This is a genomic window from Acinetobacter sp. SAAs474 (assembly GCF_032823475.1).
Classification (GTDB): Bacteria; Pseudomonadota; Gammaproteobacteria; order Pseudomonadales; family Moraxellaceae; genus Acinetobacter.
The window spans coordinates 1,275,316-1,289,197 of the sequence record NZ_CP127915.1; the positions used below are offsets into that span (position 1 = coordinate 1,275,316).

Here is a 13,882-nt window from a genome sequence, read left to right on the forward strand (position 1 = left end):
GTTCACATACGATGTTAGTTGAGTTATCAGTTGATCCTTTAGAAATTGATGAGATCATTCAGCATGATCTCATTCAAAAAATACGTCATCCGATATCAGGATAGAGATAAATTTTGCCCATTTTATCAGGGTAGTTTTGAGTTTTTACTGGTATTTTTTTCTTGTCGTATCCCATCCGCTAGTGTCATAACATCACCACGTATAGTACTGATCATATTAGTTTGATCATATGTGATGTGTATTGACTATGATCTAACCAAAATTCAGTGATTATCTATGCTTTATTGTTTAAATATAAGTCAATGCTTAAAACGATTAATCTGCTTATCCTTCAATTGAGTTGTACTTTCATTTTAGACAATATGTGACTGACTATAAGGTGAGCAAAATTATGCTGTGATGATTTATTACTCATTAAATTATCATATTAAGATAATAATATTGACAAATTAAAGTGTATTTGTAAAAATTGACTAACAAAATATCTAAAAGTGAATAAATTGCCTTTAATTTGTTCTATGAGATATTTAACTCTCCTTTGAATAGCAACACGTCATCATGGTGTTGATCTATCACTTCTTTGATTTATGTAATTACGTTATATCGCTTGCTTTATAACGCACTGAGATTTTTCTAAAAGAAAATGATAGATGTTTTTAGAGATAAGCTATGTTGCTAATACGACCGATTCTCGCTTTTCGTCCAAATAAATTGGATTGGATCTTTGCGATTAAAACGTTTTTGGCAGGTATGCTTGCACTTTATGTGGCGTTTTCTCTGAATCTTGCTTATCCAATTTGGGCTGTTGGAACAGTTTTTGTGATTGCTAATCCCTATGCAGGGATGACGTCTTCTAAAAGTCTATATCGGCTATTAGGCACCTTATTAGGTGCCATAGTGGCTGTAGTTGCAACCCCTTTTTTAATCAATACACCATGGTTATTTACTTTTTTTCTCGCCTTTTGGGTCGGATTTTGTCTTTATATTTCATTGTTGGATCGAACGCCAAGAAGTTATATCTGTATGTTGGCAGGTTATACCACGGTGATTATCAGCTATAACATTATTTATAATATTGATACCAGTTCTGTTTTTGATATGGCGATTGGCCGATTTTTAGAAATTACCGTTGGCGTGGTATGTAGTGCGGTTGTAACGACGACGATTTTTCCGATGCATATTGGTCCTGCCATTCATACACGGGTATCGAAAACCTTACAAGATACGCATGCACTTTTTGAAAAAATTCTGGTTAATGGAGATGAATTTAGCAACTATAGTCAGGCATTACGTCATCTTGCCACAGACATTACAGATATTCATGTGATGGCAGTACATTTGAGTTATGAAAAATCAACATTAAAAGGGATGACCAAACCCTTACAAGAAATGCTACATCAACTGAGTATGCTGGTGGCCAATATGGTGGCTATGGCTGAACGGATTAAACAGTTAGATCAAATTGATTTAAAATATCGTGATGATTTGATACAGACCAGTCAGCATATTCAAGCCGTTCTACAATCTGATAGCGTGATTGATGAGAAGTCATTTCATATTTTACCTGCGCAGTTTGAGCAGGATTTTCACAACTTATTTGCTGTTGCAACACCTTCACAACAGGTAATGTTGGCCAGTCTTAAAATGGATATTCGGCATTTTATTGAAAATATCCGTGCTATTCAATGGATTTGGCAACGTATCCAGCAAGGAGAGGCGACTTTACCAGAAAGCATTGTGCCTTTAACCACCCAGTATCCCAGTTTGCATCGAGATCATGGGATTGCAATACGAGGAGGTATTTCTGCCTTTTTAGTGGTTGTGATTGCAACAGGTTTTTGGATCATCAGCGGTTGGAAAGCTGGATTTATGTTAGCAGAAATGGCTGCAATCAGTGCGTGTATTTTGACGGTTATGGATAATCCAGTCCCTGCATTAAAAATGTTTATTCGAGGCAATATTTATGCTGGTATATTGGTATTTATTTATGCTTATGGCATTTTCCCGAATATTAGTGAATTTTGGCAACTGGTTATCGTTTTAGCGCCTTTTATTATTTACTGTTTAATGATGTTTCCTCATCCACCATTAACAGGTCTTGCTTTACCTGTATTGATGGGCACTGTGATGGGACTCAATCTACAAAATCGTTATAATTTAGATCAAGTTTTCTTTTTTGATGCTGCTATTGGTACCGTACTTGGGCCGATTATTTCAGTTTATATCATCCATTTAGTACGCGCGATGTCACCGGATATCACTGCTCAGCGTATTTTATCATTACATTATAAAGCGATTCGTCAGGCACTTTATATTCCTTATGGTGTTGAATTTCGTATTCATTTACGCAGTATGTTGGATCGTATTGGGGTATTAAATAGTAAAGTTGTGCAATCTGATACACTCAAAAAAAATATTCATCTTGCTTTGATTGAATCAAGTGCTGTGGTTGATTTAACCCGAATACAAGAATTGATGGGGCAACTAGCTCAATTTCCATCGCTCTATACTGCACTGAATGATCTGCAACAACAATTAGATGATTTTTTTAGTGCTAAAGAATTACATATTGAAGATGATGTATTTAGAGTTAAAGTTTTAGAAAAAATTCAGGCTATTCAACAACAAATTATCATGTATGACGATTTAAATCTTATACAACGTTTACAGCTTTCTTTAAACAATATTCAAAGTAGTTTGTGTCATGTTGCTGTACAAGACACCACACCAATATATTGGAAAGGAGCAGCATCATGGGTGAATTAAATATTTATGGTGTCTATGTTCCGGTGTTATTGATCCAAGCCATCATTGCTTATCTTATTTTACGGTTAGTGATGATCTTGATGGATCGATGGGCCACTCAGACTTGGATTGCTTTTCCAGGTATCTTTTATTTAGCATTTTATATCGTGATTCTATGGCTCATTCATTGGGTTTTTCTGCTTTATTTGCCCTAAGCACGCCACGACTTGACATGAACAATGAGGTAAAATAAACATGATTTCTATTGATTCTCGTAAGGTTATTCGACCTTTAGTTTTGTTTATTGTCATCATTTTGGCCATGTTTGCACTGCGACATATCTGGAATTATTACAATGCTGAACCATGGACACGTGATGGTCGTATTCGTGGGGATGTTATGCAAATTTCTTCAGATGTTTCAGGTTTGGTCACACAAGTTTTGGTTCATGATAATCAGAGCGTTAAAAAAGGACAGATACTGTTTAAAATTGATGTTGCACGTCAAGCATTGGATGTTGAGCAGGCACGTTCAGATCTTGTGAAAGCCAAAGCTGGACTGGTGGCAGCCCAAGCTGAATTAGGTCAGGCCCAAGCCAATTTACTGAAATCTCAAGCCAATATTCAATTGGCTGATCAAAATGCCCATCGTTATGCCAACTTGATGGATGGCGCAATTTCGAAACAGGAACAAGATCAAATGTTTGCTGTTCGTGATCAAACTCATGCAGAACATCAACAATTTAAGGCTGCCATAGAGCAAGCCAAAGCCAATATACTACAGCAACAGGCATTAATTGATGTGGCGACCAGTCATCTAGATTTGGCTGAACTTAATTTGACACGTTCCGAAGTGGTTGCGCCTGCAGATGGAACATTATCTAACTTTGAATTAAAAGCCGGTAATTATGTTAAGGTGGGAGAAGCTGTAGCAGCACTATTGGATCGTAAACAGCTCTATGTGGTGGGGTATTTTGAAGAAACAAAACTCAATAAAATTTATGTTGGTGCACCTGCAACCGTTCAGTTAATGGGTGATTCACAGCAATTACGAGGACATGTGCAGGGTATTGCTTCAGGCATCGAGGATCGTGAACGCAGTTCAGGTACTGGTTTATTGGCAAATGTGAATCCAACTTTTAGTTGGGTCCGTTTAGCACAGCGTGTTCCTGTTAAAATTACCTTAGATGAAGTGCCAGAAAATGAATTGGCTTTTGTTGCGGGTCGTACAGTGACCATTCATATTGTGGCACCATCTGAAAATCGTAAAGCATCCTAAATAGGATGCTGCTGAGTAAAATAGCGCCATTCAGTTTATGCGTTTAGCTTATGGCCGTTTTGATATAGATGCGCTTTAATCTAATTTTCTTAGCGTTAGAATTTGTTCACTACGACCGAATGGGCCATGGCTATCATGTAGAATAGAACTGGTTAAACCAATTCCATCTGCGCCGTATTGTTGTACGGTTTCTAGACCTAGCCATTGACCTGTTGGGGCCCGATATAAATGAATTTGTAAGTCTAGATTTGGAAAGCCCCAAGTAAAGGCCTCATCTTGTCTTGCCACTACACCATTTGCAGTATCAACCATGCCCATAAGATGTACAAAATCAGAAGTAGGTTGATCTTCGACCATGGCTAATGAATTATTGAGCCAGACAATTCCTTTACCTGCGCGTCTATCACTATTGGTTCGTGCTTCTAAACTTTCAATAAAACCACCAGGCCAACGTTTGATTCCTGTCCAAGGTTGATAATCTTCAGGACGATGGATGGATTGATCTTCCAGACCTGCTACGCTTTGACTGTTTTGTGTACACATTCGCCAAGCCCGAGCGACGATACAGATTTTATTATTGGCACGCATCACGGCTTCAATTAACTCAATCGTTTTTCCAGCACGAATCACTTGGCTGCTAATGCTAAAGTCATTTAATGCGATGAGACCAAAAATATCAAAACTAATTCGTCCAATTCGTAGATCTGAACGTGGTTGAAATTGTTCTAGTTCTGCAGCTAAAACACCACTGGCAGCAGCCATATGTTGTTCATGAGCATTCCATGCACCTTGTGTATGTAGCGTGGGACGATAATGACTTGTGACAGTATCTTCAGTGATGACTCTATCTAATAATTGGTAATAAGCAGACATTGGTTTTTGATTATCCTTTCAAAATTAAATTATTTTTCATTGACCATCATGCCATTAATTGCCTCATTTTTTTTAATTAAAAACTCATGCGTCTAAAAAAATAATATCAATCGATTCAATCTATCAGTGGTTTATGTTTATTTTAGAAAAATTGATATTGCAATAGGATGTAAATAAACAGATCAACAATTTTCTCTATAGATGAATAATTGCCTTTATAATGGCCATATATTTTGTTGTATATTTTGTCTTGGTGTATGTCTCAACTTTCATATTATTTGGCACAGAATAGGTTTTGTGTTTTATTGGAGCATTTAACTTCAATTGCAGAGATTGTACCTATACAACCGACATTGGCAGGTTATCCGGTGTGTATCACGTTGGCAGATCGAGTACAGAGTGACCATGATATTGCCGTGATTGATCGTGCTGCTGATTATGCTGCAGCAATTGATAAAGTATTGCATTATGCGGGAAAAGATCGGGATATCAGCGATTTTGAGCATTTTTTAGTTCAAGCAAAGCAGCAACAGTATCAGAATTTATTATTACTTACGGGAGATAAACTTAAACAGCACCATGATGGTGATGACTTACATCCACGAACACGTTACTTGGAGTCTGTAAATGCAGTTATGGCGGCTAAAGCCTATGACTATTTCTACATTGGCGTTGCATTTAATCCTTTTAAGTATACGCAAGCAGAACAGGATGCTCAGTATTTTAAACTGCATAAAAAAATCAAAGCAGGTGCTGATTTTATTATTACGCAGCTCGGCTATGATATGGCTGCTTTAATACAGTTACAGCAATTTTTAAAACAGCAAAACTATTCACTTAAATTGTTGGCCTGTGTGATGCCACTCACTTTGCCACGTGCTCAATTTATGTTAAAAAATAAAACGGCTGGTATTGTTTTAACGCCACATATGCTGAACGTACTGCAACAAGAACAGCAAGCAGGCTTAGGTGATCGTGTTTATAGACGCTGTGCACTACAAATTTTAATGTGTCAGCATTTGGGTTTTGCAGGTGTGCATTTATCCGCCTGCCATCAAGCCAAGGAACAGCATTTACTGGCCGATTATATCGAGCAATATCGTCATCTGGACTTTACAGCTTGTCAACGTCTATGGAACGAGTTGTGGGAGATTACCTCAGATGAAGCATTGAGACCACATATTGATCATGATATGCCGTTAGTTACATCCCAGCAAATTGCTAAATATCAGTATTTACAGATCATGCATGACATGTTTTTTAACTCTAAAGTTGCTCGAAGCATGGGGCATTTTATTTTTAATCCCTCTTTTTGGCAAAAACACCTTGCTCAAAAAATGTTATTAAAAACTGAGCAGCTAAGCAAACAGGGGATTTTAGGCTGTGAGAGTTGTGGTCAGTGCCGAATTGCTGAAACACTGTATATTTGTCCCGAAACCTGTCCAAAGGGGTTGGCCAACGGTCCATGTGGGGGAACGTATTTAGATCGTTGTGAATTTGGTGATCGGCAATGTATTCACTCCGTTAAAGCCAGTTTAGCTAAAGCAGTCCAACAGACAGAAGTATTAGAAAACACATTGATTCCTACTGTACCGATTGCGATCAGAGGGACAAGTTCTTGGCAAAATTGGTATGTTAAATCGTGATAATACGATACAGAAATGATCGAGGCCAAAAGCGAAAGGATAGTGCATCTTTTTAGCGCTTTGTTACATTCTAAGATTTTATGTGTATAACACAGTAGCGATAAAATAAAGATACTGTGTTATTTAATTAAAATTGTCTAAAATTTATTTATCTTTAAAGACGGCAGATAGCGGCATAGAAAGTGTTGTTTCCAGATATTGATCTGCTTGAATTAACACCGGTATAAAGTCATGTAACCAAAGCTGTTGTGCATTAAACGTGACCAAATCTTTTTCATGTGGAAGAGCATAAGGCAGCTGTTGATAAAAGTGCCAAAAATTGACTTCAGAGAGGTTGCGAATCAAGGCATAATTATTATCATCCATACGACGAATTAAGTTCTGTTTTTCCAGTAATACCAGATAGGCAGGTAAGGCACCAATTTCATCACATCCTAAAATACTGAGTGCTTCGGATTCACTAACGACCTCTCCCGTTTTTTGCTTGGTATAAAAGAAATGAAGTAAGCTAAGTAACATGATGATGGGATGATTTTTTTGATTAGCACCTGAGTGAAATGCTGTAATGGCATAGCTAAGTTCTACACCTAACAGAATAATATTCCAGGTTAAAAATACCCAAAGTAAGAAAATAGGGATTGCAGCAAATGCACCATAGACAATTTGATAACTGGTAAAATTAGACATAATAAAGCCGAATAAATTTTTCAGTAATTCAAAAATCACTGCCGTAAAAATTCCAGCAATAAATGCAGCTTTAAGTGGAACAGTACGATTGGGAATCGTCCAATATAGAATAAAAAAACCTAAGATCGTTAAAGTAAAAGAAATGCTCCAGAGAATAAAAGAGCCATCAATTTCATAGCCTGCAAAGTTATTGCTTAGGATGTTGAGTGATGCAAGTGTTGATGAAATGACAAAAGCACTTCCCAATAAAATAGGACCGAGAGAAATAATAGTCCAATACCGCATAAAACCTAAAATACCACCACGTGTTTCCTGAACTCGCCAGATTCTATTAAATACATTTTCAATATTGGTGAGCATCAGTACTGTGGTTACAAATAAAAAAAGTACGCCAATAACGGTCAAGTTACTTGATTTATCAGTAAATTCACTTAAAAGTTTATCGAATGCAATCGTCGTTTTAGGTAAAAAATTACTATAAATAAGTTGTTGTAATTGTTGTCTAGCAGGTTCTAATGCTTTGATTGAAGAAATAATCACTAAAAACACAGTCAGCATTGGAACCACTGCAAATAACGTCGTATAGGTCAGTGCACCCGCCTGTTGCCGACAATGATCTGATTCAAAACGACGTAATACAAATAATATAAATTGAAACCAAGTCTTTTGATAAAAAGGGAGCTTTTTTAAATATGCAATCATGCTTTAAGTCATCTCAATTATTTTGGGATTGTACTGATTGTTGCCAAAATTTAGCAAAAATAGCAAAAATACCGTATAGTTTGAATCTTTCAGGTCTTATTTATAACAACATATGCAACCGTATATTTTAGTTCTATATTACAGCAAATATGGCGCAACAAAAGAAATGGCCCATTTAATTGCCAATGGTATTGAATCCACGGGGATGTCCGTCAAGATTCGCACAGTTCCGCAACTGGCAACCGTGGTGACAGAAGCAGCAGCAAGTATTCCTGAAGATGGTGATATTTATTGTAGTCTCGATGATCTTGCCCAGTGTTCTGGTTTGGCTTTAGGCTCACCAACACGCTTTGGTAATATGGCTGCAGAGTTAAAATATTTTTTAGATCAAACCACAAGCTTATGGTTAAGTGGTGCACTGCATGGTAAACCTGCATGTGTTTTTACGGCATCAGGTTCCATGCATGGTGGTCAAGAAAGTACATTATTAACGATGTTACCGCCTTTATTTCATCATGGTATGCTAATTATGGGACTGAGTAATGCCAACCCTGCATTATCAAATACAAAGACAGGTGGTACACCTTATGGCGCAAGTCATGTCAGTGGACCACGACATGAGCAAAGCTTAAGTCAGGATGAGCGTTCTTTATGTGAAATGCAAGGTCGACGATTAGCAGAAGCTGCTGCAAAATTATTATCTTGATTCATTCAAAATTTTTTAATTTACTTTTGCTATTCTGATTAACATCCCTCACATAAATTCTATTATGTGGGGGATCATCATAATTAATAGTATTGAATTGATGATTTAATGAAGAAAGTTTAATTTTTGATGAATTTCTATAGGTAAATTTTTGGTTGATAATCCACCATTATTATTCACGTGAATATGTGGATATAGATTAACAACACCTAACGGCCCTAAAAATAACGAGAGTAGGCTATAAAGTAATATTTTTTTCTTATATTTATTTAAATTATACAATAGCTGTGTTGATTGAATTATATTGGAATTAATTAAATAAATTAAAAGAATAATACTATTAAAAAGAAATAGACTAATCCATCTAAAGTAATCGAAAGCAATAACGGATAAAGCGAGTGGTGACATACTGAAGATAAATAACCATAGATATTTTTTTTGAGGAATTGATTTTATAACAAAAAAAATAACTGGAGCGATAATCGTTAAGCAAAGTGTCAATGGGACCAGCATTTTATTATCAATAAATGAATGATAATTCATGATCAAATTGTCATATAGACTTAATGATGTTGTTCTAAAGGCAAATTCATTATAGCCTCTATATGTTTGGTAATTTTCAACCAATAGCTGTAATTGATCTGCATTTATTTTGCCAAAGTAAGAAATTAAAATAATTGAAATAAATGCATAGATTGAAAATAAAAATATAGGAATGACTTGTTTGTATTGTAAATAATAAAGTAATAAAAGTGTTGGAATGAATATAATAATCCCAGCTTCATGAATCAGTGTGATTAAGGGTATAGCAATAAAAATATAACAAGAACATAAATATATGTTGGCTTTTTTTAATAATAGAATTAAAAACAATATTACGAGTATTTGAAATATTTGATCAAATCTAGACATTTCTAAAATAAACTGTGATAGCGTAAATGAACAAAAAAAGAAGCAACAAGCATAAGTAAGTACTTCATTGTTTTTTAATTTTAAATTAATTAGAGTCTTAATAATTAAAATATATAAAAGATAATATAGTGAAAGTAAAATAAATATTGCAATTAATCTAACATGATTATAATCTCTAGAAATATTAAGGAAGCTGAGCGTTTCTCCAACCAATCCACGTTTCATAAAACCATATTGATAATTAAAAAGCCAAGAACTATATAAATAGGGGTCTAAGGACAGGCTAAAATCAAGAGAAAAGGCTCGGCTATGTAAAAATAAAACAATAAATAAAATGAAGAAAGGGTAAGTTAAATATAACTTTACCCTTTCATTTTTTAAATAATGAAACATATCATTAAACCAAAATTATAAAAGAATATAGAGAAAATAAGCCACACTAATACCCGTAATTATTCCAGCAAAAATTTCTAAACGGGTATGCCCCATACGCTCTCGTAAAGGTATTTCTTGGGGACTATTGCTATTAATTTTATTAATGGCTATGGCATGTTTTCCGACTTGTTGTCTTAAGCTATTTGCATCGAGTAGGACAATAAAGGTGAAGGTTATTGCAACTGCAAAAGCAGCTGTATCGATCCCTTGTTGCAATGCAATCAGTGCTGTTGTACTACTGACGATTGCACTATGATTACTTGGTAGGCCACCATAACCAATCAGTGTAAAGGCTAATTTTTTAGTCTTGATTGAATTGATACAGAATTTTAAAATCCCAGCGGTGAGCCACGCACAAAAAGGAGTAATTAAATAGATATAATAATTCAAATCATTCACCAAAAGATATTAAGTTAATAATCATTAAAAATGAGGAATTAATACCCAAATACAACATGTTATCCATGCAAATACAGTAGTTAATATTTGGATATCTTGAACAATAATATCTGTGGGTGATTCACCTTCTGAGCATGTTTCAACAATAAACCAGTAACGATATAAACCAAACATAACAAAAGGAATTGTAATAATCAGTTTGGGTTGTACGGACATTACGTATAAACTATAAAAGATAATTGAACAGACTGCAGCCATTTCAGCAAAACGATCAATTAAAGAAATCGAGTAATGTTCTAATACACCACGACTTTGTGAGCCATTATGAATTAATTCTTGTCGTCTTTTAATTGAAGCTAAATATAGAGATATACTCAGTGTAGTGACAAACATCCAGTCTGAAATTGGCACATTAAGTGCAACTGCACCTGCATAGACACGTAATACAAAACCAAAAGCAACAATAAAAATTTCAATTACAGGTTTATGTTTAAGTTTAAAGGTATAAGCGAAATTTAAAGCTAAATAAATAATAATTACATAGAGTAAATGGGGGTTAAATAGCCAACAAAATCCAATTAATATATATATTAAGATTAAAAATATAATCGAACTTTTAATTGAAACTTCACCTGAAGCTAAAGGTCTTTTCTTACTTTTTTCTGGGTGAATACGATCTTGATCAATATCTTTTAAGTCATTAATAATATAGACACTTGATGCTGCTAAACAAAAAAATAAAACTGCATAAATAGTTGATTCAATTGATTCTAAATGAAGAAATAATCCTGAAAAAATTAAAGGTGCACATACGAAACTATTTTTCACCCATTGTTTAGGGCGTATCAGTTTAATTAGTCCTTTAATTTCTCCTAGAATCGATTTATTAAGTATTATATGATCATACATCTTTTATCAACTTTGATTTAATAATGATTAATTCTATTAGGCTAACAGTGCTTTATATTTGTTTTGCACTGATAGCAACTCTATTTAACATCTTAGCACAACAAATTTCAACTTATATTTATGATGGAAGTTTTTATATAATCTATGCAATGCTGATCGGAACTTTTTTAGGTTTAGTGATTAAATATATATTAGATAAAACCTTTATTTTCCAATATAAAACGAGAAATTTACAGCATAATACTCGATTATTTATTTTATATTTAATAGCAGGAATATTAACAACATTTATTTTTTTTGGAGCTGAATTATTATTTTATTATCTATTTGAGGATAAAGAAATGCGTTATGTCGGTGGTATAATTGGTTTAATGATTGGATATATATGTAAATATTATCTAGATAAAAAGTTTGTTTTTAAGGTTTAATATATGCAAACAATTCAATCTTGGGGTAGATTATCTAAAAATAAACATAATATTATTCATTTAAATAATACAAAAAATATAACATTACAATTACATCATCATTTGCCAGGTATTGTGTATGGTTTTGGACGAAGTTATGGTGATGTTGCTTTAAATCGTGATCGTAATTTGTGGTTAGGTCGAGGTTTAAATCATTTCATTTCATTTGATGATCATCGTGGTATTTTATCTTGTGAGGCGGGTTGTTCATTACAAGATATCCAACGGACATTGCTTCCTCGAGGATGGATGCTTGCTGTGACGCCAGGAACGCAAATGATTAGCGTGGGTGGTGCAATTGCCAATGATGTACATGGAAAAAATCATCATGGTTTCGGTTCTTTTGGTGACCATATTTTACAGATAACCCTATTACGTACAGATGGTGAATTGATCTGTTGTTCACGGACAATGCATCGTGAATTATTTTTTGCCACGATTGGTGGTATTGGTCTAACTGGAATTATTGTCGAAGTAAAAATTCAATTACGCCAAGTCACTGGTCCTTGGTTAGAAGCTGAAACTATTCCTTATTATAATTTAGAGCAGTTTTTTGAATTGGCTGATCATTCTGAGCAGGCATGGGAACATACCGTTTCGTGGGTTGATTGTATGCATGGTCATCAGCCACGCGGATTATTTATGCGTGCGAATTTAATTGACATTGGGGTCAAGCCCTATCCTCAGATCAAAGATAAAACATTTCCTATCACACCGCCTGTGTCACTTGTTAATCGATTAACGCTCCCTATTTTTAACTGGGCTTATTTTTATGGACATCGTCTTAAAAAGGATAAAACACTGATTCATTATGAATCCTTTTTTTATCCACTTGATGTTGTACATGAATGGAACAAAATGTATGGGCCTAAAGGTTTCTATCAATATCAAAGTGTTATCCCACGTGATGTCGGTCAAGATGCTACCCAAGAAATGTTACATGCAATTAAAAAATCGGGTGAGGGATCATTCTTGGCTGTATTAAAAACATTTGCTGCTCGTGAGTCTGGCGGTTTATTGAGTTTCCCTCAGCCGGGTGTCACCTTGGCACTCGATTTTCCTAATCGTGGACAAAAAACCCTTCAATTGTTAGCGACTTTAGATGCGATTGTTAAAGAAGCCAAAGGGCGTTTATATCTGGCGAAAGATGCAAGAATGCCTAAATCGCTGTTTGAAATTGGTTATCCAAAATTTAATGAATTTTTAAAATATCGAGATCCGGGCATAAGTTCAGAAATGTCTCGTCGTTTATTGGGTGTATAAATGTCAAAAAAACAAAGAATATTAATTATTGGTGCGACATCTACTATTGCAGAACACTGTGCTAGACAATGGCTGGCAAAAGATGTAACAGAAATTATTCTGGTTGCACGTAATTTAGAAAAATTACATCGTATGGCACAGGATTTAAAGGTGAGATATCCTCATGTTGAGATTCAATTACAACAGGTCGATTTTTTATCTGTAGCATCGGTTCAAGTGTGTATTGAACAGATATATGTGCAAGCAGCAATCGATATTGCATTGATTGCTCAGGGGACTTTACCTGATCAGCAAGCATGTGAAAATAATCTCGAACTGTTGAAACAGGCAATCGATATTAATGCATTATCGCCAGTATTATTTAGTGAAATGATTTTAAGCAAAATGATTGCATTAAATTTTGGTCGTCTGGCGGTTATTGGTTCTGTTGCTGGTGATCGAGGGCGTAAATCAAATTATATTTATGGTGCCTCAAAGGCCTTGATTGAAAAATATGTCCAGGGCGTACAGCATCGTTTAGCTTTGATTGGTTCTGATGTTAGTATCACATTAATTAAACCGGGGCCTACAGCAACAGCTATGACGGAAAATATGGCCACTACTAAAAGTTTAGCGTCACCAGAACAGGTTGCAAAAGCAATACTACAAGCAGTCGAACAAAGAAAGCATGTCCTTTATACACCCGCTAAATGGGCTGTAATTATGTTGATCATTAAAAATTTACCTTTCTTTTTATTTAAAAAAATGGATATTTAATCTATAGCAAAGCCATATGACGATGCCTTAAATAAAAACCATGATCAACGATAGAGAGGTGATGATACCACCTCTTTATGGTTAAATTAGGCAGAATGGTTCAA

The 13,882-nt window shown here is 34.9% G+C and carries 13 protein-coding genes; 8 read left to right on the forward strand and 5 right to left on the reverse strand.

All coding sequences use genetic code 11. From position 1 onward, the window contains the following. Positions 1-669: 669 nt before the first annotated feature. The 3 genes from QSG86_RS06990 to QSG86_RS07000 are packed head-to-tail and all read left to right on the forward strand — an operon-like array spanning position 670 to position 4,023. Positions 670-2,766: an FUSC family protein gene (locus QSG86_RS06990; RefSeq protein ID WP_317030830.1), complete on the forward strand. Its 2,097-nt coding sequence runs from the start codon at positions 670-672 to the stop codon at positions 2,764-2,766. Beyond that, positions 2,754-2,960, forward strand: coding sequence for a DUF1656 domain-containing protein (locus QSG86_RS06995; protein WP_317030831.1), 207 nt, complete (start codon positions 2,754-2,756; stop codon positions 2,958-2,960). Before QSG86_RS06990 ends, QSG86_RS06995 begins: the two co-directional genes overlap by 13 nt. A gap of 40 nt (positions 2,961-3,000) precedes the next feature. After that, positions 3,001-4,023 carry an HlyD family secretion protein gene (locus QSG86_RS07000; protein WP_317030832.1) on the forward strand — a complete coding sequence of 341 codons (1,023 nt, stop codon included), beginning with the start codon at positions 3,001-3,003 and terminating at the stop codon, positions 4,021-4,023. A 75-nt stretch (positions 4,024-4,098) separates the two neighbouring features. On the opposite strand, the gene QSG86_RS07005 is transcribed toward QSG86_RS07000, so the two are convergent. After that, positions 4,099-4,896, reverse strand: a complete 798-nt coding sequence (locus QSG86_RS07005) for a thioesterase family protein (RefSeq protein WP_317030833.1) — start codon at positions 4,894-4,896, stop codon at positions 4,099-4,101. Positions 4,897-5,153: 257 nt separating this feature from the next. Here QSG86_RS07005 and QSG86_RS07010 point away from each other — a divergent pair, with 257 nt between their 5' ends. After that, on the forward strand, positions 5,154-6,542 hold the full coding sequence (locus QSG86_RS07010; protein ID WP_317030834.1) for a methylenetetrahydrofolate reductase C-terminal domain-containing protein: 1,389 nt from the start codon (positions 5,154-5,156) through the stop codon (positions 6,540-6,542). Positions 6,543-6,686: 144 nt separating this feature from the next. On the opposite strand, the gene QSG86_RS07015 is transcribed toward QSG86_RS07010, so the two are convergent. Further along, positions 6,687-7,931 (reverse strand): YihY family inner membrane protein, encoded by a 1,245-nt coding sequence (locus QSG86_RS07015; protein WP_317030835.1) that lies wholly within the window; start codon positions 7,929-7,931, stop codon positions 6,687-6,689. 112 nt (positions 7,932-8,043) lie between these two features. On the opposite strand from QSG86_RS07015, the gene wrbA reads away from it, so the two are divergent. Next, the gene (gene wrbA, locus QSG86_RS07020) at positions 8,044-8,637 is read left to right on the forward strand and encodes an NAD(P)H:quinone oxidoreductase (protein ID WP_317030836.1); all 594 of its coding nucleotides are present in this window, start codon (positions 8,044-8,046) and stop codon (positions 8,635-8,637) included. Positions 8,638-8,742: 105 nt separating this feature from the next. Here wrbA and QSG86_RS07025 read toward each other — a convergent pair whose 3' ends face one another. Genes QSG86_RS07025 through QSG86_RS07035 form a run of 3 tightly spaced genes read right to left on the reverse strand, consistent with a single transcriptional unit; the run spans position 8,743 to position 11,292 of the window. Next, a complete protein-coding gene (locus QSG86_RS07025) occupies positions 8,743-9,942 on the reverse strand; it encodes a sel1 repeat family protein (protein ID WP_317030837.1) in 1,200 nt (399 codons plus the stop codon). 15 nt (positions 9,943-9,957) lie between these two features. Then, positions 9,958-10,374, reverse strand: a complete 417-nt coding sequence (locus tag QSG86_RS07030) for a divergent PAP2 family protein (protein WP_317030838.1) — start codon at positions 10,372-10,374, stop codon at positions 9,958-9,960. A 33-nt stretch (positions 10,375-10,407) separates the two neighbouring features. Then, positions 10,408-11,292: a decaprenyl-phosphate phosphoribosyltransferase gene (locus tag QSG86_RS07035; protein WP_317030839.1), complete on the reverse strand. Its 885-nt coding sequence runs from the start codon at positions 11,290-11,292 to the stop codon at positions 10,408-10,410. A 23-nt stretch (positions 11,293-11,315) separates the two neighbouring features. Between QSG86_RS07035 and QSG86_RS07040 the strand changes: the two genes are divergently transcribed. Genes QSG86_RS07040 through QSG86_RS07050 form a run of 3 tightly spaced genes read left to right on the forward strand, consistent with a single transcriptional unit; the run spans position 11,316 to position 13,778 of the window. Further along, positions 11,316-11,720, forward strand: a complete 405-nt coding sequence (locus QSG86_RS07040; protein WP_317030840.1) for a GtrA family protein — start codon at positions 11,316-11,318, stop codon at positions 11,718-11,720. A gap of 3 nt (positions 11,721-11,723) precedes the next feature. Continuing rightward, positions 11,724-13,022, forward strand: a complete 1,299-nt coding sequence (locus QSG86_RS07045; RefSeq protein ID WP_317030841.1) for an FAD-binding oxidoreductase — start codon at positions 11,724-11,726, stop codon at positions 13,020-13,022. After that, entirely contained in the window at positions 13,023-13,778 is a 756-nt protein-coding gene (locus tag QSG86_RS07050) for an SDR family NAD(P)-dependent oxidoreductase (RefSeq protein WP_317030842.1), read from the forward strand. It abuts the gene before it with no gap. Positions 13,779-13,882 lie beyond the last annotated feature (104 nt).

What these genes read in the sequence shown, in the direction of transcription:
- QSG86_RS07040 (WP_317030840.1), top strand. Translation starts at nt 11,316, where the DNA reads ATGATTAATTCTATTAGGCTAACAGTGCTTTATATTTGTTTTGCACTG.
- QSG86_RS07035 (WP_317030839.1), bottom strand. Translation starts at nt 11,292, where the DNA reads ATGTATGATCATATAATACTTAATAAATCGATTCTAGGAGAAATTAAA.
- QSG86_RS07015 (WP_317030835.1), bottom strand. Translation starts at nt 7,931, where the DNA reads ATGATTGCATATTTAAAAAAGCTCCCTTTTTATCAAAAGACTTGGTTT.
- QSG86_RS07000 (WP_317030832.1), top strand. Translation starts at nt 3,001, where the DNA reads ATGATTTCTATTGATTCTCGTAAGGTTATTCGACCTTTAGTTTTGTTT.
- QSG86_RS07050 (WP_317030842.1), top strand. Translation starts at nt 13,023, where the DNA reads ATGTCAAAAAAACAAAGAATATTAATTATTGGTGCGACATCTACTATT.
- wrbA (WP_317030836.1), top strand. Translation starts at nt 8,044, where the DNA reads ATGCAACCGTATATTTTAGTTCTATATTACAGCAAATATGGCGCAACA.
- QSG86_RS07025 (WP_317030837.1), bottom strand. Translation starts at nt 9,942, where the DNA reads ATGTTTCATTATTTAAAAAATGAAAGGGTAAAGTTATATTTAACTTAC.
- QSG86_RS06995 (WP_317030831.1), top strand. Translation starts at nt 2,754, where the DNA reads ATGGGTGAATTAAATATTTATGGTGTCTATGTTCCGGTGTTATTGATC.
- QSG86_RS07010 (WP_317030834.1), top strand. Translation starts at nt 5,154, where the DNA reads ATGTCTCAACTTTCATATTATTTGGCACAGAATAGGTTTTGTGTTTTA.
- QSG86_RS07005 (WP_317030833.1), bottom strand. Translation starts at nt 4,896, where the DNA reads ATGTCTGCTTATTACCAATTATTAGATAGAGTCATCACTGAAGATACT.
- QSG86_RS06990 (WP_317030830.1), top strand. Translation starts at nt 670, where the DNA reads ATGTTGCTAATACGACCGATTCTCGCTTTTCGTCCAAATAAATTGGAT.
- QSG86_RS07045 (WP_317030841.1), top strand. Translation starts at nt 11,724, where the DNA reads ATGCAAACAATTCAATCTTGGGGTAGATTATCTAAAAATAAACATAAT.